This window comes from Bradyrhizobium sp. CCBAU 51745 (assembly GCF_028128715.1).
GTDB classification, from domain to species: domain Bacteria; phylum Pseudomonadota; class Alphaproteobacteria; order Rhizobiales; family Xanthobacteraceae; genus Bradyrhizobium; species Bradyrhizobium manausense.
The window spans coordinates 78,205-97,842 of the sequence record NZ_LBJP01000003.1 but is presented as its reverse complement, the minus strand read 5'-3'; the positions used below and the strand labels follow the sequence as shown (position 1 = coordinate 97,842).

Sequence of the window (19,638 nt, the reverse complement as noted above, 5' to 3'; positions counted from 1 at the left end):
GAAATGGCCTACACCGCTGATGTCAATCGCTGGCGCGGCCCCTCGGACCAATACCGATCGTATGAGCGGCCCCACATGCTCGATACGCCCTGGCATCCTGGTTGGATTGCCGTGACCATTCTCGGCTTCATCATCTGGTGGCCGATCGGACTCGCCCTTCTCTTTTTCACACTCGGGAGCAGAAGAATGTCGTGCTGGAGCAACTCTGATCGCTGGCAGAACAAGATGGAGCGGATGCAGTACAAGATGGACCGCATGCGCGACCGCATGGAGCGCCGCGGCTTCGGCGGCTTTGGCTTCGGCCCGCCGTCCTCCGGCAACCGTGCCTTCGACGAGTACCGCACTGAAACGTTGCGCCGTCTCGAGGAAGAGCAGGTCGAGTTCAAGAACTTCCTCGACCGTCTGCGCCACGCCAAGGACAAGGAAGAGTTCGACCAGTTCATGGCCCAGCACAAGACGCGCCCGACCCCGCCGCCGACCGACCAGCCGCAGGGTTGATCAAGCCTCTCAAAGCCTTCAGGCGCATGCCCCCAAAGTCCTGATGGCCCCGAGCCGCCCGCTTGCGCAACCGCGCAGGCGGGCGGTTTGGTTTTCACCTCTTCCCGCAAGCGGGGGAGCGAGGGACGGTCTATATTCGTGGTCGCGGGCAAGGCGCGGAGGCGACGATGGTACAGGCTGCGATCATGACGAGCGAGAGCCTCTGGCGGGAGATCCGCGGCGAGGCGCAGCGCGTGGCCGATGCCGATCCCGTGTTCGCCAGGACCGTTGCCGGTGCCATTCTCGTCCATGATGATTTTGCGGCCGCGCTGGCCGATCTGATGGGGCATCGGCTTGGCCGCAGCAACGCCGAGCGCGCGCGCTTCACCGCCCTTTCGCGCAATGCCTTTCGCGACGAGCCGGACCTGATCGCAGCGGCCGTTTTCGACTTGCGCTCTATCGCGCTTCGCGATCCAGCCATCACCTCGTTGTTGCCGCCGCTGCTGCATTACAAGGGCTACGTCGCATTGCAGGCCTGGCGCGTCTCGAACTGGCTCTGGCGTCATGACCATCGCGATGCAGCGCTGCTGTTCCAGAACGAGGCCTCGAACGTCCTGCAGGTCAGCATCCACCCGTCCGCGACATTCGGATCGGGGGTGTACCTCGACCATGCCACCGGCATTGTCGTCGGCGCCAATGTCGTGATCGGCAACGAGGTCACCATTCTCCAGAACGTCAGCATCGGCCGCGACAGCGAGCTGCCGGCGCGCTCGCCGCGGATCGGCAGCGCTGTCTATATCGGCGCCGGCGCGAGCATCCTCGGCGACATCAGCATCGGCGATTTCGCCAAGATCGGCGCCGGCGCAGTCGTGACATCGGATGTGCCAGGCGGCTGCACCGCGGTCGGCAATCCGGCGCGACTGACCAACTGCCCAGAGACTCTCCCGGCGGCTTTTCCTCAATACCCCGCCGCCAGCCCCGAATTGCGGCGCGGATCGTTGGCGCCGTAGTAGCGGTTGTTGCCGACCTGCTTGCCGTCCAGCGACGGCGCGCCGACGATGATGACAGCGAGATGGTTGGCCGGTTGCGGCGGCCCGAACTTGTGGCCCATGCCCTCCAGAATCTTGCGCGTGTCCGGAGACAGGGCGTAGGTCTCGACATTGGTCAGATCAGGCAGCCATTGCTGGTGGATGCGCGGCATGTCGACGGCCTCTTGCGCGTTCATGCCGTAGTCGATCGCGTTGATCATGGTCTGCAAGACCGCGGTGATGATGCGGCTGCCGCCCGGCGTGCCCACCACCATGACGGTCTTGCCGTCCTTGGTGACGATGGTCGGGCTCATCGAGGACAGCGGCCGCTTGCCGGGAGCAATGGAATTGGCCTCGCCCTGCACCAGGCCATAAAGGTTCGGCACCCCGACCTTGGCGGTGAAGTCGTCCATTTCATCATTGAGCAGAACGCCGGTCTTGGCTGCTGTCACCTTGGCGCCGAACCAGTCGTTCAGCGTGTAGGTCACGGATACAGCGTTGCCGTCCTTGTCGGCGATGGAGTAATGCGTGGTGTTGCTGCCCTCATGCGGCGCCACGCCCGGCTTGATGTCCTTGGAGATTGCCGCCTTGTTCGGATCGATCACGGCGCGGATATCGGCGGCGTATTTCTTGTCCAGCAGGCGGTCGAGCGGATTCTTCACGAAGTCAGGATCGCCGAGATAGCTGTTGCGGTCCACATAGGCGTGCCGCATCGCTTCGATCTGCACGTGCACGGCGGCTGCGGAGTGATAGCCCAGCTCCTTCAGCGGATAGCCTTCGAGGATATTCAGGATTTCGCAGATGATGACGCCGCCCGAGCTCGGCGGCGGCGCGGACACCACGTGATAGCCGCGATAGTCGCATTCGACGGGCGCGAGCTCGCGGGTCTTGTAGCCGTCGAGGTCATCTTGCGTGATGAGGCCTTTGCCGGCCTGGCTCGAGGCCACGATGGCGCTGCCGACCCAGCCTTTGTAGAAGCCGTCAGTGCCCTTGCTGCTGATCTCGCGCAGGGTCTTGGCGAGCTCTGATTGCACCAGCTTCTCGCCGACCCGGAACGGCTGACCGTTGTTGAGGAAAATCGCGGCGGAGGCGGGATCGTCCTGGAAGTCCTTGGTGGCGGTGAGCAGCAGGTCGATGTCGCCCTGCTCCAGCGCAAAACCCTGTTCGGCGAGCTGGATCGCGGGAGCCAGCAATTCGGCACGCTTCATGGTGCCGTATTTTTCGCGCGCATATTCCATGCCCGAGACGGATCCGGGGACGCCGACGGCGAGGTGCCCCTTGGTCGAGATGCCCTTGATGACGTTGCCATCCTTGTCGAGATACATGTTGGCCGTCGCACCTTTGGGCGCGGTCTCGCGGAAATCGAGGAAGGTCTTGCGGCCGTCGGCGAGCTGGATCGTCATGAAGCCGCCGCCGCCGAGATTGCCGGCTGCCGGATAGACAACGGCCAGCGCATAGCCGACCGCCACGGCGGCATCGACGGCATTGCCGCCGCGCTTCAGCACCTCGACGCCCACCTCCGTCGCCAGATGTTGCGCGGAGACGACCATGCCGTTCTCCGCGGCCACCGGCGCCACCGATGCCGCGCGCGCGGGGCTGAATGTGACGAGGCTGACCGATAGGATGGCGGCGGTGATCCACCGCAGGCTTGTTCCCGCATGTTGCACGGCTTGCTCCCTGGCGAGGCCGGCTGCTCCGGCCCTTGTTGGTTGATGCGAGCGGAGCCTATCAGGCGGAGTTGGTCGGGCAAATCGCGCATTCAGGCGGTATCAGCCACGAGTCCCAATGCGCCGCGCTTGCCGCTTCGACAATGACGAGAGCGAAGTGCGACAAATTGGCTCACAACCTTGACGGGCTGAACCGCTTGTAGCCGAGAGGCGACGAAGAGCTTTGACTTTCGTGAACGCCCTCCTGAATGTCTCAGTCGGACTATCTATCCCTCTCTACGGCCCTGCTGCCCGAGCGCGACCGCCTGGCGATCTGGCGCGAGGTCTATGGTCGTCTGCTGTTCAATGTCGACATAAATCCGATCGAGGGCGCGCCCTTCGAGGCCAGAACGGAGTTGCGACGTCTGCAGGCGGTAGGATTATCGTCTGGCTGGCGCACGCCCGCGCATTTTCGCATCACGCGGTCCTTGCTTGCGACCGCGTCCGATAACGTCGTCCTCGCCGTGGTGACGCGAGGTCGCGCCGAAGCCGCCCAGCTCGGACGCGACCTGGAGGTGTCGCAAGGCGGCGCGGTGCTGATGACGACCTGCGACGTCGGCCGCCACACGCTGCTCGATCGCGGCCGCCATCTCACTGTTCGACTTCCGCGGCAGGCGCTTGCGCCCTTCCTGCCCGATATCGAAGACCGATTGATGCGGCCGATCCATCCGCGCTCGTCCGCGCTCAAGCTGCTGCGCGGCTATGTGCTCGGCGCGATGGCCATGGGCGAACCAGCCGGTGCGGAGATGCAGCTGATGGCCGCACAGCATCTGCGCGACCTCGTCGCCTTGATCTGTGGGGTCCCGGAAGAGGAGGTCGCCGCACAGGGCGACGGCCCGCGGGTGGCGCGCCTGGAGGCTGCCAGGCAGGCCATCAAAGCGCGGCTGGGGGATGGCGATCTGTCGGCCGAAAGCGTCGGAGCGCTCCAGCAAGTCTCGGCGGACTATATCCGGAAACTGTTTCGCGAAGCCGGCACCTCCTTCCATGACTACGTGCTCGAATTGCGGCTTGCACAGGCGCATGCAGGCCTCGCCGATCCGCTCAGATCGCATGAGAGCATCGCCCGTGTCGCGCTGGCCTCTGGCTTCGCGGACATCTCCTATTTCAATCGCTGTTTCCGGCGGCGCTACGGCCTGACCCCCTCTGAACTTCGCAAGGCGCGGTTGTCGGGCGAGTAGACCGGGCTGTGTCGCGTGCGCAACACACTGGGAAATAGCAGCCGGAGTCGCGTCAAGTCTCACGAGGCAGTCCCGTCTGCTCCAAGTCGTGCCGGTCGCCTTCATGTACAGCTTCAATGCGGCATTCGCCTCATTGAGACGCGCCGGAATGGAATCTGATGACAACACTTAAGTGCCTTTTGTCTGTGGCCGCTGGGTTGCTGGTGGCTTCTGCGGCCACCGCCGCGGATTTGCCGCTCAAGGCACCCGTGTTCAAGGCGCCAGCCGCAATCGAAGCCTGGGGCGGCTTCTACGTCGGTGCCGGAGTAGGATTCCGTGCCAGCGAGTCCAGCGTCAACGTCAATTCGGCGACCGACACGACGGCACCCGCGGTGCTCCAGAACATGTTCGTCGCTGGTGATTGTTTCGCCGGCCTGCCTTGCGTGACAGGGCGATCTTTCAACGGCACCGCGTTCCGCATCAGTCCTTATCTCGGTTACAACTGGCAGATCGGCAAAACGGTTTTCGGTCTCGAAGCCGATGCGGCCTATGCCGATCAAACCACGACGATCTTCGGCGCCGCCTATCCGGCAACGCCGTTCAACGGCGGCGCGTCGACCTCCAATTCGTTTGCGCTCAAGACGACATGGGATGCAAGCATCCGTGGCCGCGCTGGCTATCTCGTCGATCCCGCCGTGCTGCTGTACGGAACGGCCGGTCCCTCCTGGATCCATGTCGAGACGACGTCGAATTGCAGCACGCTGCCGAGCGCCGACGGCCGCTGCGTGCCGGGCTTCGCCTTCGAGCTTGCTCCCGCCAGCATCACGAACAGCAAAACCCAGCTCGGCTACACGGTCGGTGGCGGCATCGAAGCGATGCTATGGCCGAACTGGATCGTCCGGGCCGAGTATCGCTTCGCCGATTACGGTCATTTCTCCACCACGGATGTCCGGACTGCCGCCACGGGCGTACAGACGGTCAATTACGACACGGCGATCAAAACCCATACCGCAACGTTCGGCCTGGCCTACAAGTTTGGCGAGCCCAATGCGCCGGGCGTGAAGGCGCTCGCGGCCTATGCGGCGGCGCCGCAGGCCGCATCGTGGAATGGGGCGTATCTTGGTGTCGGCGCGGGCATTCGCGCCAACCAGGTCAGCTCGAGCACCGATACGTCCACGTTTACGGGGCCACCATTCAATCTGCTGGCCGGTTGCGGCGATTGTTTCATGGGCGATCGTTTCGATACGAGCTCGGCCCGCATCAGCCCCTATCTCGGCTACAATTGGCAGGTCAGTCCGAAATGGCTGCTCGGCGTCGAGGGTGATTTTGGCTGGGCCGATCGCCAGGCTTCGGTGTTTGGCAGGAATCTTCCCGGCGGCATCGGCGGTTTCTTCGGCGGAAGCGGCGGAATGAATGACAGCTTCAGCATCCGCACCAAATGGGATGCGAGCATTCGCGCGCGAGCCGGCTACATCGTCAACCCCGCTTTCCTGGCTTATCTCACCGGCGGCCCGGCCTGGATGAGCATGGAGCAGACATCGAACTGCGATACGGCCCTGAAGCCACTGTTCACGGCGCCAGGCTTCGTTTCTGCGGAGTTCGGCGGCTGCACCGCGGGACTTTTTTCACCCGCCGTGATCAAGCAATCCGCGGTTCGCACCGGCTTCACGGTTGGCGGCGGTGGCGAGATGAAGCTGACCGAGAACTGGATCCTGCGCGGCGAGTACCGCTATGCGGATTTCGGGACGGCTCGCTTCGCGCAGAGCCGCACTTGTAACGGCAGCGCAACCATCAGTGACCCCGCGTTCGGAACGGCGACGCTCTTTTGCTCCGGAACCTCGTCCACCACCAACTCCGTGCGTCTGCAGAGTCACATGGCGACCTTCGGTATCGCCTACAGGTTCAACTGACCGCGTCCCGCAAATTGACGTCCCTGTCGGGTCTGCGCTCGCGAACAGGGCGGCCGGCACCATGGAACTATCCGGCCCCCGAATTCAGTGCAGCAGCGTCGCCTGACTGGCGACAGAGCCCTGCGGTCGCTTCATCCCCCTGTGCTGCCACCCTTTTCCGCAGCCAAAATCACCCCCGGTAACCCCGCATTAACCATCGCCGGGCTCTGGTAACGACGGACAATCGCGCCCGGAGCTGTCGTCGAGGCCCATAGTTTTGACATCTTGACAGGGAATGCAGGCGGCGGCTTTGGACGAGCCCTGCATCCCAGAAAGACAAGGCTTTGAGCGGGCTTGCCGGCCGCGCCAGTGTTAATGCGGCTGTTGGGGAACCCGCCGCCATAGGCGGGCCGGGACACAGGTAACGATCGCCAAAACGGTCACCTTGAGAGGATATTTCTGATGAATCCGGCCGAAATGGCTCAGTCCGCCCTTCCGGTTGCCGCCTCCGCCGACGTGTCGCTGATTGCGCTGTTCTGGCAGGCTCACTGGATCGTGAAATGCGTCATGCTCGGCCTGTTGTCCTGCTCGGTCTGGGTCTGGGCCATCGCGATCGACAAGATCTTCCTCTACGCCCGCACCCGCCGCTCGATGGACCGGTTTGAGCAGGCCTTCTGGTCCGGCGAGTCGATCGAGGAGCTCTATCGCACGCTCTCGGCCAAGCCGACCCATTCGATGGCGGCGTGTTTCGTTGCCGCGATGCGCGAATGGAAGCGCTCGTTCGAGAGCCATGCCCGCTCGGTCGCAGGGCTCCAGATGCGCATCGACAAGGTCATGAACGTCTCGATCGCCCGTGAGGTCGAGCGGCTGGAACGCCGCCTGCTGGTGCTTGCGACCGTGGGCTCCGCCGGCCCCTTTGTCGGCCTGTTCGGCACGGTCTGGGGCATCATGTCGAGCTTCCAGTCGATCGCGGCGTCGAAAAATACCTCTCTGGCGGTGGTGGCGCCCGGTATCGCGGAGGCGCTGTTTGCGACCGCGGTCGGGCTCATTGCCGCAATTCCCGCCACTATTTTCTACAATAAGTTCACTTCCGAGGTGAACCGGCAGGCCCAGCGGCTCGAGGGCTTCGCTGATGAATTTTCAGCCATCCTGTCCCGCCAGATCGACGAGCGGGGCTGACGGACGGCATGTATAGTGTGAAGGCGAGATTGGGCACCAAGCCATGGGCATGAACGTTGCCAGTTCGTCCGGAGGCGGCGGGCGCCGCAGCCGGCGCAAGCCGGTCATGGCCGAGATCAACGTCACGCCGATGGTCGACGTGATGCTGGTGCTGCTCATCATCTTCATGGTGTCGGCGCCGCTGCTCACGGTCGGCGTGCCGCTCGATCTGCCGTCGACCCAGGCCAAGAGCCTGGACCAGAGCGACCAGAAGCCTATCCAGATGTCGGTCGACATCAAGGGCAAGGTGTTCATCAACGACCAGGAGATCGCGATCAACGAGCTGGTGCCGAAGCTGAAGGCGATCACGGATGCGCGCGGCGGCCTCGAGGAACGCATCTATCTGCGTGCCGACAAGAAGGCGGATTACGGCACGGTCGCCAAGGTGATGGGCCTGCTGTCGGGCGCGGGCTTCAAGAAGCTGGCGCTCGTCACCGAAGCGGATCAGGGGTCCTGAAGCAGTGAAGGTGAACGTCGACAAGACACTCGTTGCGTCGATTGTCCTCCACGTCCTCGTGCTGGGATGGGGCCTGCTCACTTTTAGCAGCAAAGCCTACATCGCGCCCGAGGAGTCGCTGCCGGTCGACATCATCTCGACCGATCAGCTCGCGCAGATGATGTCGGGGCAGAAGACCGGCAAGAAGGAAGAGCCGAAGCCCAAGGTCGAGAAGATCGCCGAGGCCAAGCCCGAGGAGGATTCCGTCGGCAAGGTCACCGAGAAGAAAGAGCTGATCAAGACCAACTCACAGCCGGAGCCGCCGCCGAAGCCTGTCGAGAAGCCGGTCGAGAAGAAGCCCGATCCGCCGAAGCCGGTCGCAGAGACGAAACCGAAGGAAGAGCCGAAGCCGCAGGAAAAGAAGCCTGATCCGGCCAAGGAAGATCCGATCGCGGAGCTGCAGAAGAAGCTGGACACCAAGAAGCCGCCGCCGAAGCCGGTGGAGCAGAAGGTCGCCGCGGTGCAGCCGCAGCAGCAGCCGAAGCCCAAGGAGCGCACCTTCGATCCCGCGCAGATTGCCCGCGACCTCGACAAGCGTGCCGCGACCCGGCATGAGCTGGCCGGCTCGGCACTGAATGCGTCGGCGTCACTGGGCTCGACATCAGGAACAGCCGCAAACAACGTCGCGACATGGCAAGGCGCATTCCAGGGCGCGGTCAAGCGCTGCTTCACGCCCACCTATAACGGGCAGGACGCCAACCTGTACGAAGCCGACATCGACATTCCCATGAAGGTCGACGGATCGCTGGCGTCCGAGCCCGTCATCGTCGCGGTGCGCGGGCCGTCGCGATCGATCGCGCAGGCCGTGGCAGAGAGCGCCAAGCGCGCCATCGTGCAGTGTCAGGTCTATTCGTTCCTGCCAAAGCAGCAATACGACAGCTGGAAGCTCATTCCGATGACTTTCGGCCTGAAAGACATGTTGTGACATCCGAACAAAAGAATTTTGCGATGATTGACGTTCGATCGATGAACCGCCGCCGCTTCATGACTCTGACCGGGTCGACGCTCGCGCTGCTCGGGGGTGGTCAGGCCTTCGCCCAGCAGCAAGGCCGTCTCCGCATCGATCCCACCGAGTTTCGTCCGATCCCGATCGCGATCACCAATTTCGTGCCGGGCTCACCCGCCGACGGCGAGGTCAGCAATGGCGTCACCCAGGTCATCACCAACAATCTGAAGCGCTCGGGCTTGTTTGCCCCGATCGACCAGGCCGCCTTCATCGAGCGCATCAGCAACATCGACGTCGCCCCGCAATTCCAGAACTGGAAGACGCTCAACGCGCAGGCCCTCGTTACCGGCCGCATGACGCGGCAGCAGGACGGCCGCCTCAAGGCCGAATTCCGCCTGTGGGATGTGGTGACCGGCCAGCAGCTCGCCGGCCAGCAATATTTCACCTCGCCGGAATATTGGCGCCGCATCGCCCACATCATCTCCGACCAGATCTACGAGCAGATGACCGGCGAGAAGGGCTATTTCGACAGCCGCGTGGTGTTCGTCGACGAGACCGGGCCGAAGGAGCGCCGCGTCAAGCGGCTCGCCATGATGGACCAGGACGGCGCCAATGTGCGCTACCTCACCCGTGGCGCCGACCTCGTGCTGACGCCGCGCTTCTCGCCGAACTCGCAAGAGATCACCTATATGGAGTTCGGGCAGGGCGATCCGAAGGTCTATCTGTTCAACATCGAGACCGGCCAGCGCGAGATCGTCGGCAACTTCCCCGGCATGACCTTTGCGCCGCGCTTCTCGCCGGACGGCCAGCGCGTCATCATGAGCCTGCAGCAGGGCGGCAATTCCAACCTGTTCGTGATGGATCTGCGCTCGCGCTCGACCACGCGCCTCACCGACACGCCGGCGATCGACACGTCGCCGTCCTACTCGCCTGATGGTACCCGCATCTGCTTCGAGTCCGATCGCGGCGGCAGGTCGCAGATCTATGTGATGGCCGCGGGCGGCGGTCAGGCGCAGCGCATCTCCTTCTCGAAGGATGACAACAACGCCACCTATTCGACGCCGGTGTGGTCGCCGCGCGGCGACTACATCGCCTTCACCCGGCAGGGCGGCGGGCAGTTCTCGATCGGCGTCATGAAGCCTGATGGCAGTGGCGAGCGGCTGCTGACATCAGGCTTCCACAACGAAGGCCCGACCTTCTCGCCGAACGGACGCGTGGTGATGTTCTTCCGTGATCCCGGCGGCAATGCCGGACCGTCGCTGTTCTCCGTCGACATCTCCGGTCGCTTTGAACAAAAGGTGCCGACGCCGGGCTTCGCCTCCGATCCGGCATGGTCGCCGCTGCTGTCCGCGACCGCGGGCCAATAGCTCGATCGCGCGTTTCGCAACGCGCGATCTCTTCAAAAAAGCGCGAACGCTTCGGCTTTTTGCGTGCGCGGCAAGCTTTCCTTCACCTTGGGCCCGGCAAGGCTTGCCTAGTTGCTTGATTTCTCAACAGAAACAGTTTCGCTATTGCCGAAAAACAACTCGGCTTTAACGATGTTCCCTCAGAAAGACTTCATCTGCTGTGAGTAAAACTACGCGCCAGACAGGACGCGCGTACAAACCAAAATGCAATTCGCAGACCAGAGCGGCGGCATTGATCACAAACCGACGAAGCGTTCGGCGGCGCTGATCGATTCGTTGTTCGAGGCTCCCGGCACGGTGCTGACCGGCATTGTCTTCTCGGCGTTCTCGGCATCCTTGACCGCGCTCAAGACCGGCATGGTCCTGATCTGGGCATTTGTCCCGCTTCTCATCCTGGCGGGCGCCATTCGCGCTTACGATCTGCACCGCTATCACGCCACCAAGTTGACCATGACGGCCGACCAGGCGGCACGCTGGCAGAAGCGTTATCAGATCGGAGCCCTGATTCAGGCCATCGTCATTGGACTGTGGTGCTTCACGACCCTGTTGAGCAATGACGACGCCGTTGCCCATATGATCGCGCTCTCCGTCACCACCGGTATCGTGGCAGGCGGAGCGGGCAGGGCCTATGGACGGCAGTCGATATTCCGTCTCCAGGCCAGCTTCATCTTCGTGCCGCCGGTTGCCGCCCTGGCTCTGCGCGGCACGCCTTACTATGTGGCGATGTCGGTCGTTTCGGCGGCTTTCCTTTTCGCGGTCTTGCAGCTTTCGGCCAATCTCCATCGGATATTCCTGCGCGCGGTCGTGGCGCGCGAGCGCGAGGCCGCGCTGGCCGGCCAGTTCGACACCGCCCTCAACAACATGCCGCACGGGCTCTGCATGTTCCGCAGCGACGGCCAGCTCGCCGTGATGAATCATCGCTTCGGCGCGATGATGAACCTGCCCGACAATCTGCCGCAAAGCGGCACCAGCGCCCGTGACGTCGTCGCCGCGTGCGTCCAGGCGGGATCGATCTACGCGGCGAGCGGTGATTTGATCCTTGCCGATATCGAGACCTTGCAGGCCAGGGAAACCGTGACGACCGACCCCGACGCGGAACGGAATCGTTCGCTGTCGTGGACGGTCCAGCCGATGGCCGACGGCGGAGCGGTGGTGCTGCTCGAGGATATCACCGAACGGCGCAATGCCGAGGCCAGGATCAGCCATCTGGCGCGGTATGACGAACTCACCGCGTTGCCCAACCGCGTCAGTTTCCGCGACGAGATCGAGCGGCTGCTCGCCGCCGCGCGTCATTCCGAGCGTCTCTCGGCGCTGCTGTTCATCGACCTCGACCAGTTCAAGCAGGTCAACGACACGCTCGGCCATCCCTGTGGCGACCAGCTGCTCTGTGCGGTTGCCAACCGCCTGCGCGAGATGCTGCGGCCGGAGGATTTCGTCGCCCGCTTCGGCGGGGACGAGTTTGTCGTGTTCCAGCAGAATATCAGCGTGCCGGAGGATGCCGCGAGCCTTGCCCGCCGTATCGTCGAGCGCCTGAGCGAGCGCTACCGCATCGACAATCATCTGGTCGAGATCGGCGCCAGCATCGGCATCGCGCTGACCTCGGCTGAGGGCGCCAGCGCCGATACCCTGCTCAAGAACGCCGACATGGCGCTCTACCGCGCCAAGGCCGACGGTCGCGGCACCTTCTGCTTCTTCCGCGACGAGATGGCGGCAACCGCCGAGGCACGACGCATTCTCGAGCTCGACCTGCGCAAGGCGCTCGCCAACGAAGAATTCGAGCTGTTCTACCAGCCGCTGGTCAATCTGAAGTCCGGCAAGATCTCCACTTGCGAGGCGCTGCTGCGCTGGAATCATCCGGTGCGCGGCACGGTTTCGCCGGTCGACATCATCCCGGTTGCCGAGGACATGGGCCTGATCGTCGATCTCGGTCGCTGGATCCTGCGCCGGGCCTGCATGGAATGCATCAAGTGGCCGGAGGGCGTCAGCGTCGCTGTCAACTTCTCGCCGCAGCAATTCCACCAGCGCGACGTCTTGAGCGAGATTCGCTACGCGCTCGAAGTGTCGGGCCTGCCGGCGCACCGGCTCGAGATCGAGATCACCGAATCGTCGCTGCTGCGCAACACGCAGCTCACGCACGACATCCTCTCGCAGCTGCATGCGCTCGGCGTGCGCATCTCGCTGGACGATTTCGGCACCGGCTATTCGAGCCTCAGCTATCTGCACAACTTCCCGATGGAGAAGGTCAAGATCGACCGTTCCTTCCTGGAAGGGATCGACGCCCACCGCCCGCTGACGCTGCTCCGCGGCGTGGCACGGCTGTCCGCCGACCTCGGCATGGCCGTGGTTGTCGAGGGCATCGAGACCAACGAGCAGCTTGCGCTGATCAGCGCCGACGGCACCGTGTCCGAAGGGCAGGGCTACCTGTTCAGCCGTCCCGTTCCAGCCGTCCGTATCAGGCAATTGCTCAATGCGTCGCATGGCAAGCGCGTGCAGGAGCAGCTGATCGTCGTCTCCTCACGATCACTCGCGTAAGCTCAAGCGTCCCTGCGGCCGCTATTTCCCCGATATTTCCAAGTATTTCCCGAGGGGGTTGCGGGCTGCAACCCTTAACCCTAACGGCTCTAACCCTTTGCAATTGTATTAATGAACCTTTAATCTTTGATAACTCGCAGAAGTTGCTTGCAGCGTAGAGGTTATTAATGAAGTCCGCGGCCGAACCGCACAAGCCGCTTCGCCCGCGCGGAGCGGCGCTCTTCGAGCGCACCGACTACCGCCTCATCGAGACACCCGAGGATCGCGATCGCCTGCACCAGATGCGTTATCGCGCCTATCTGCAGGCCGGACTGATCCCGCCGTCGGAATCACAGCGCGTGACCGACCGTTTCGACGACGCGCCGAATGTCTGGAATTTCGGCGTCTATGTCGACGACGAACTGTGCAGCTCCGTCCGCATCCACGTTCTGACCTCCGAGTGGCGGATGTCCTACACGACCGAGGTGTTCGGCGACGTGCTGCATCCCCGCCTCGATCGCGGCGAGGTTTTTATCGATCCGTGTCGATTTGTTGCTGATTCCGGAATGCAGCAACGTTTCCCGGAGCTGCCTTATCTCACGGTCCGGCTGCCGTTCATCGCTTGCGAGCATTTCAATGCCGATGTGGGGCTTTCGATGGTGCGCGTCGATCATCAGGCGTTCTATCGGAGCGTGTTCCTGTCCGAGACTTTGACCGAGCCGCGCGGGTTTCCGGGCTGGCCGACCAAGAAGGCGGTGCTGATGGCATCGGACTACCCCAAGGTCCGGGAAAAGATCCTGACGCGCTTTCCCATCATGCGCTCGAGCGCGTTCGAGCGGCGCATGCTGTTCGAGCGCAAGAGCCAGCCCCAGGCCGTGGCCCGGCCGGTGCTCGTTCAAGCGCCGCTCAGTCCCGCTGGCCTGGTCTGACCGGCGCTGGTTCCGACCCTAATGGCGCCTCGCGCAGCCCGCCGGAGCCCGTAAAGGCCCGGAATTCGGCGATTTGCCTGTCAACGCGGCTTGCTTTCACCCTCGCGCCACATTTACAACCCATTAACCACAATGGGTGCTTTTCGCTGGTTGGGGGCATTTGACCGGCTGAGGCAAGGTTCCGATAAGGTTGACGGAACGTTCGCTTAACCAACCCCCTGTAGACCGGACAGCAGTGGACGAACGTGAGCGTGGAGGCTCCGGAATGAAATATCCTATGCGTATCCTCCAGGGATTGAAGCTGGCCGCGGTGGTTGCCATCGCGCTGTCGATGGGTGCGTGCGCCAAAACCAACGCAGGTCTGGACGCCAATGCGAGCGCGGCGACCCCAGGCAGCCAGCAGGATTTCGTGGTGAACGTGGGCGACCGCGTGTTCTTCGAGAGCGACCAGACCGATCTGACCCCGCAGGCGATCGTGACCCTGGAAAAGCAGGCGCAGTGGCTGCAGACCTATCCGCGCTACTCCTTCACCATCGAAGGTCACGCCGACGAGCGCGGCACCCGCGAATACAACATCGCGCTCGGCGCCCGCCGTGCCCAGTCGGTGCGCTCCTTCCTCGCCTCGCGCGGGATCGATCCGAATCGCATGCGCACGATCTCCTACGGCAAGGAGCGCCCCGTGGCCGTGTGTAACGACATCTCCTGCTGGTCGCAGAACCGCCGTGCTGTGACCGTGCTGAACGCGAGCTCCTGACGTCCGGTCAGCCGCTGTTCATCTGTGCAAACCGAATATGCCGGCGCCCTCACGGGCGCCGGTTTCGTTTCAGCCAACTGTGACCGAAACGACGTGGTGCAAGTCACATTTTTGGCGTAGTGCGTTCCAATGTGTCGCGCCTCGCGCGTTCCATCGCAGATCTTGTTTTCGTCGTCAGGGCAAAATGTCATCCAGATCCAAGGGAATTACCGGCATCGTGGCATTGGCCGCGCTGCTCTCTTTGTCCGCGCCCGTATTCGCGCAGACCGACGATGATCCCGAGATGCGGATCGAGCGGCTGGAGAACCAGCTGCGCCAGCTCACCGGCCAGAACGAAGAGCTGCAATATCGCAACCGCCAGCTCGAGGATCGGATCCGGCAGCTCGAGGGCGGCGCGCAAGGTGCTGCGCCCGGGCAGGCGCCGGCGCAGCCCAATGTCGCGGGCGTTCCGCCCGCGCAGGTCACCCCTCCCTATCGTCAGCCGCCGCAGCAACAGGCGGTGCAGCAGCCGAACTACCAGCAACCGAATTACCAGCAGCCCCAGATTGCGGCACCTGCGCCGATCGTTCAGGAGCAGCCGGGCCCCGGTGCTGGCTCAAGTGCTGCCGGCACGCGCCGCCGCGGCGATGCATTCGACCCGAGCCAGAGCCCGAATGCGCCCGGTGCGCCGCGTGCGCTCGGCGGCGGCCAGCAGCCGATGCCATCAGGTGCGCCGCTCGATCTCTCCAACAATGGCGGACAATACCCGCAAGCAGCAGCTCCCGCGCAGCCCGCCTATCCGCCGGCCCAGCAGGGCTATCCGGCGCAGGTCGGTGGTCCGGCGCTCGCGACCCTGCCGCCCTCGGCGACGCCCCGCGACGAGTTCGACCTCGGCATCGGCTACATGCAGCGCAAGGATTACGCGCTCGCCGAGCAGACCATGAAAAATTTTGCCGCGAAATACCCTGGAGACCCGCTGCTCGGGGACGCGCAATACTGGCTCGGCGAAAGCTATTTCCAGCGCCAGCAATATCGCGATTCCGCCGAGGCCTTCCTCGCCGTCACCACCAAATACGACAAGTCGGCCAAGGCGCCGGATGCGCTGTTGCGGCTCGGCCAGTCGCTCGCCGCGCTGAAGGAGAAGGAAGCCGCCTGCGCCGCCTTCGGCGAGGTCGGCCGCAAATATCCGCGTGCCTCCGCCGGCGTGAAGGCCGCCGTCGACCGCGAGCAGAAGCGGGTGAAGTGCTGACGCGCGTCGTTTGCGCGCTGACAACGCGGCCGCGATTGCGCTAAACCGGTCTGGCGATTGCCGGGCCGCGTCATGTCAGACCACGACAATTCTCCGATCTCCGCGCGCGCGGCGAGGCAGCTCTTCGCCGAGCTGAAAGCCGCGCCGGCGCTGGTGCTCGCGGTCTCGGGCGGACCCGATTCGGTCGCGCTGATGTGGCTGGCGGCGCGCTGGCGGCGCAGCCTCGCCCGCGGCCCCGAGCTTACCGTCGTCACCGTCGATCATGGCCTGCGCAAGGAGGCGGCGCGCGAAGCGCGCGAGGTCAAGCGGCTCGCCACGGAACTTGGCCTTGCACACCGCACCCTGCGCTGGCGCGGCGCCAAGCCGAAGGCAGGATTGCCCGCCGCCGCGCGCGAAGCCCGCTATCGCCTGCTGGCGCAGGCCGCACGCGCTGCCGGTGCCAGCCACGTGCTGACTGCGCACACCCGCGACGACCAGGCCGAGACGCTGCTGATGCGGCTCTGCCGCGGCAGCGGCATCGCCGGATTGTCGGCGATGGCGCGCCTCACCGCGCGCGACGGCCTCGTGCTGGCGCGCCCGCTGCTCGATGTTCCGAAATCGCAACTGATCGCAACCCTGAAGCGGGCCGGGATCGGCTTCGCTGAAGATCCCACCAACCACGACATGGCCTTCACGCGCCCGCGGCTGCGCGCGCTGCTGCCGCAGCTTGCCGCCGAGGGCGGCGATGCCAGGACCTTGGTGCGGCTGTCGGCGCGGCTCGCCCGCGCCAACGCCGCGGTCGAGGTGCTGACCGATGGTGCCGAGCGCTTCCTCGCCTTGCGGGATCGCGGCCGACAGAAGCAGCCGGGCGTTCGCAGTTTTGAGGCCAAAACCTCCTACGAAGCAGAGGCCTTCGCCGCCCTGCCGGAGGAAGTCCGGCTGCGGCTCTTGTTGCGAGCCATCGACGCGCTCGGGCACGAAGGGCCGGCGGAACTCGGCAAGGTCGAGACCCTGCTGGCCGCGCTCGATCAGGCGATGGGCGCGGGGCGGCATGCACCCGCAAATGGCCGTGGCATCTTGAAGCAGACCCTTCTCAAACAGACCCTTGCGGGAGCCTTGATCAGCCTTGCCGGGGGGCGTATCCACATCGCGCCTGCGCCGGCCCGTCGGTCCAAGAGTGGACCCAAGAGCGGGCCCAAGAGCGGGCCTAAGAGTGGGCCCGCGGGCAGATGAGGGCGGATCATGACACCGGTCATTTGCCTGGTCTGCCGTCAGGACACCTTAACCAGGCAGGAAAAACCCCGGCCTTGATGCCATTATTTCAGCGGGAATCGCCCTAAGATGGGATAAATAGTCCCATCTCGTTCCCTTGGCAGCGACCGGGGCGGCACCTAAATTGTATGCGTCTAACGATGAGGATTCCTTGGGGATTTCCTCTGATTGCCCCAAGGATCAGGCCGCGATCCGCGCGACCACGAAGGAAGATCGATGAACGCCAATCTGCGCAATTTCGCCCTCTGGGTCATCATTGTTTTGCTGCTGTTGGCGTTGTTCACGCTCTTCCAGAATCCGGGTCAGCGCACGTCCTCGCAGGACATCGCCTTCTCGCAGCTGTTGAGCGAGGTCGACCAGGGCCATGTCCGCGATGTCGTGATCCAGGGGCCGGACATCCACGGCACCTTCACCAACGGCTCGAGCTTCCAGACCTATGCGCCGAACGATCCGACGCTGGTGAAGCGCCTCTATGACAGCAAGGTGCAGATCACCGCGAAGCCGCCGGGCGACAACGTGCCGTGGTTCGTCTCGCTGCTGGTCTCCTGGCTGCCCTTCATCGCGCTGATCGGCGTCTGGATCTTCCTGTCCCGCCAGATGCAGGGCGGCGCCGGCAAGGCGATGGGCTTCGGCAAGTCGCGTGCGAAGATGCTGACCGAGGCGCATGGCCGCGTCACCTTCGAGGACGTCGCCGGCGTCGACGAGGCCAAGCAGGACCTGCAGGAGATCGTGGAGTTCTTGCGCGACCCCGGCAAATTCCAGCGCCTCGGCGGCCGCATTCCGCGCGGCGTGCTGCTGGTCGGCCCTCCCGGCACCGGCAAGACCCTGATCGCGCGCGCGGTCGCGGGCGAAGCCAACGTGCCGTTCTTCACCATTTCGGGTTCGGACTTCGTCGAGATGTTCGTCGGCGTCGGCGCCTCGCGTGTCCGCGACATGTTCGAGCAGGCCAAGAAGAACGCGCCCTGCATCATCTTCATCGACGAAATCGATGCGGTCGGTCGTCACCGCGGCGCCGGTCTCGGCGGCGGCAATGACGAGCGCGAGCAGACGCTGAACCAGCTGCTGGTCGAGATGGACGGCTTCGAGGCGAACGAGGGCGTGATCCTGATCGCGGCCACCAACCGCCCTGATGTGCTCGATCCCGCGCTGCTGCGTCCGGGCCGCTTCGACCGCCAGGTCGTGGTGCCCAATCCCGACGTCGTCGGCCGCGAGCAGATCCTCAAAGTTCATGTTCGTAAAGTTCCGCTGGCGCCCGATATCAACCTCAAGACCATCGCGCGCGGCACGCCCGGTTTCTCCGGCGCCGACCTGATGAATCTTGTGAACGAGGCCGCACTCACCGCTGCGCGCCGTAACAAGCGCATGGTCACCCAGGCCGAGTTCGAGGAAGCCAAGGACAAGGTGATGATGGGCGCCGAGCGCAAGTCGCTCGTCATGACCGAGGAAGAGAAGCTGTTGACGGCCTATCACGAGGGCGGCCATGCCATCGTCGGCCTCAACGTGCCCGCCACCGATCCGATCCACAAGGCGACCATCATCCCGCGCGGCCGTGCGCTCGGTATGGTCATGCAGCTGCCCGAGCGCGACAAGCTGTCGATGTCCCTGGAGCAGATGACCTCGCGCCTCGCCATCATGATGGGTGGCCGTGTCGCCGAAGAGCTGATCTTCGGCCGCGATAAGGTGACCTCGGGTGCGGCCTCCGACATCGAGCAGGCCACGCGCCTTGCCCGGATGATGGTGACGCGCTGGGGCCTGTCGGAAGAGCTCGGCACCGTCTCCTATGGCGAGAACCAGGACGAGGTGTTCCTGGGCATGTCGGTCTCGCGCACGCAGAATGCGTCCGAGGCGACCGTGCAGAAGATCGACTCCGAGATCCGCCGCCTGGTCGAGGAAGGCTACAAGGAAGCGACCCGCATCCTCACCGAGAAGCGCGCCGACCTCGAAGCGCTGGCCAAGGGCCTGCTCGAGTTCGAAACGCTCTCTGGCGACGAGATCGTCGACCTGCTCAAGGGCAAGAAGCCGAACCGCGAGTCCGTGCTGGAGCCGGCCACGCCGCGCGCCTCCGCCGTGCCCCCGGCCGGCAAGTCGCGCCCGCGTCCCGATCCGGATCCCGGCCTGGAGCCGCAGCCGCAGGCGTAACGCTTCGGCCATGGCCGGATATTCCGGCAAACCGTTAGTGCAAAAGCTCGGCATCAAGCCGGGCTTTTGCATTTTTGTGGACGGCCTCGGCGCACCCTATCGCAACGTCGTCGGCGATCTCCCTGATGGCGTGAGCATCGCCAACACGGCCAAGCCACCGCTCGACATGGTGCATCTCTTCGCGGCCGAGGCCAAAGGCCTCGCCGCCAAGCTGCGCAACTACCGCAAGGCGATCGCGCCCGACGGCATGATCTGGGCGTCCTGGCCGAAGAAGGCGTCGGGTGTTGCGACCGACGTCACCGAAGCCCTGGTGCGCGAGACCGCGCTCGCGAACGGCCTCGTCGATATCAAGATCTGCGCGGTCGACGATGTCTGGTCCGGCCTCAAGCTCGTGATTCCTGTCAAGGACCGCGCGAAGAAGGCGAAGTAGCATCAGCGCTGGTGGCGAATGTACCCCCCAGCCACACGCTCCGTCATTGCGAGCGCAGCGAAGCAATCCAGGA

The 19,638-nt window shown here is 64.2% G+C and carries 16 protein-coding genes; 15 read left to right on the top strand and 1 reads right to left on the bottom strand.

What is annotated here, in order from left to right; all coding sequences use genetic code 11:
- The first annotated feature begins 3 nt into the window (after positions 1-3).
- Together XH98_RS03185 and XH98_RS03180 are read left to right on the top strand one after the other, a co-directional pair.
- Positions 4-498: a DUF2852 domain-containing protein gene (locus XH98_RS03185; RefSeq protein WP_271603877.1), complete on the top strand. Its 495-nt coding sequence runs from the start codon at positions 4-6 to the stop codon at positions 496-498.
- 167 nt (positions 499-665) lie between these two features.
- Positions 666-1,487 carry a serine O-acetyltransferase gene (locus XH98_RS03180; RefSeq protein ID WP_271617781.1) on the top strand — a complete coding sequence of 274 codons (822 nt, stop codon included), beginning with the start codon at positions 666-668 and terminating at the stop codon, positions 1,485-1,487.
- Here XH98_RS03180 and ggt read toward each other — a convergent pair.
- The gene (ggt, locus tag XH98_RS03175; protein WP_271603879.1) at positions 1,436-3,172 is read right to left on the bottom strand and encodes a gamma-glutamyltransferase; all 1,737 of its coding nucleotides are present in this window, start codon (positions 3,170-3,172) and stop codon (positions 1,436-1,438) included. The two genes, XH98_RS03180 and ggt, sit on opposite strands and share 52 nt — an antisense overlap.
- A 248-nt stretch (positions 3,173-3,420) precedes the next feature.
- Here ggt and XH98_RS03170 point away from each other — a divergent pair, with 248 nt between their 5' ends.
- From XH98_RS03170 to XH98_RS03110, 13 genes are all read left to right on the top strand, one after another.
- Complete coding sequence (locus tag XH98_RS03170; RefSeq protein WP_271617780.1) at positions 3,421-4,389, top strand: AraC family transcriptional regulator; 969 nt, start codon at positions 3,421-3,423, stop codon at positions 4,387-4,389.
- Positions 4,390-4,547: 158 nt separating this feature from the next.
- Positions 4,548-6,278, top strand: coding sequence for an outer membrane protein (locus tag XH98_RS03165; RefSeq protein WP_271617779.1), 1,731 nt, complete (start codon positions 4,548-4,550; stop codon positions 6,276-6,278).
- A gap of 441 nt (positions 6,279-6,719) precedes the next feature.
- Positions 6,720-7,436 (top strand): protein TolQ, encoded by a 717-nt coding sequence (tolQ, locus tag XH98_RS03160; RefSeq protein WP_057759169.1) that lies wholly within the window; start codon positions 6,720-6,722, stop codon positions 7,434-7,436.
- A gap of 43 nt (positions 7,437-7,479) precedes the next feature.
- Positions 7,480-7,932 carry a protein TolR gene (gene tolR, locus XH98_RS03155; RefSeq protein WP_271603882.1) on the top strand — a complete coding sequence of 151 codons (453 nt, stop codon included), beginning with the start codon at positions 7,480-7,482 and terminating at the stop codon, positions 7,930-7,932.
- A 4-nt stretch (positions 7,933-7,936) separates the two neighbouring features.
- Positions 7,937-8,896 (top strand): protein TolA, encoded by a 960-nt coding sequence (locus tag XH98_RS03150; RefSeq protein WP_271603883.1) that lies wholly within the window; start codon positions 7,937-7,939, stop codon positions 8,894-8,896.
- A 41-nt stretch (positions 8,897-8,937) separates the two neighbouring features.
- A complete protein-coding gene (gene tolB, locus XH98_RS03145; protein WP_057759857.1) occupies positions 8,938-10,284 on the top strand; it encodes a Tol-Pal system beta propeller repeat protein TolB in 1,347 nt (448 codons plus the stop codon).
- Positions 10,285-10,527: 243 nt separating this feature from the next.
- Positions 10,528-12,855: a putative bifunctional diguanylate cyclase/phosphodiesterase gene (locus XH98_RS03140; protein ID WP_271603884.1), complete on the top strand. Its 2,328-nt coding sequence runs from the start codon at positions 10,528-10,530 to the stop codon at positions 12,853-12,855.
- A 167-nt stretch (positions 12,856-13,022) separates the two neighbouring features.
- Positions 13,023-13,763, top strand: a complete 741-nt coding sequence (locus XH98_RS03135; protein WP_271603885.1) for an N-acyl amino acid synthase FeeM domain-containing protein — start codon at positions 13,023-13,025, stop codon at positions 13,761-13,763.
- A 265-nt stretch (positions 13,764-14,028) separates the two neighbouring features.
- Positions 14,029-14,517, top strand: coding sequence for a peptidoglycan-associated lipoprotein Pal (gene pal, locus XH98_RS03130; RefSeq protein ID WP_057759160.1), 489 nt, complete (start codon positions 14,029-14,031; stop codon positions 14,515-14,517).
- Positions 14,518-14,701: 184 nt separating this feature from the next.
- Positions 14,702-15,745 (top strand): tol-pal system protein YbgF, encoded by a 1,044-nt coding sequence (gene ybgF / locus XH98_RS03125; RefSeq protein WP_271617778.1) that lies wholly within the window; start codon positions 14,702-14,704, stop codon positions 15,743-15,745.
- Between the two features lie 72 nt (positions 15,746-15,817).
- On the top strand, positions 15,818-16,957 hold the full coding sequence (tilS, locus tag XH98_RS03120; RefSeq protein ID WP_271617777.1) for a tRNA lysidine(34) synthetase TilS: 1,140 nt from the start codon (positions 15,818-15,820) through the stop codon (positions 16,955-16,957).
- A 255-nt stretch (positions 16,958-17,212) separates the two neighbouring features.
- Positions 17,213-19,135: an ATP-dependent zinc metalloprotease FtsH gene (ftsH, locus tag XH98_RS03115; RefSeq protein ID WP_220003307.1), complete on the top strand. Its 1,923-nt coding sequence runs from the start codon at positions 17,213-17,215 to the stop codon at positions 19,133-19,135.
- Positions 19,136-19,145: 10 nt separating this feature from the next.
- Complete coding sequence (locus XH98_RS03110) at positions 19,146-19,565, top strand: DUF3052 family protein (protein ID WP_057759151.1); 420 nt, start codon at positions 19,146-19,148, stop codon at positions 19,563-19,565.
- Positions 19,566-19,638: the final 73 nt, after the last annotated feature.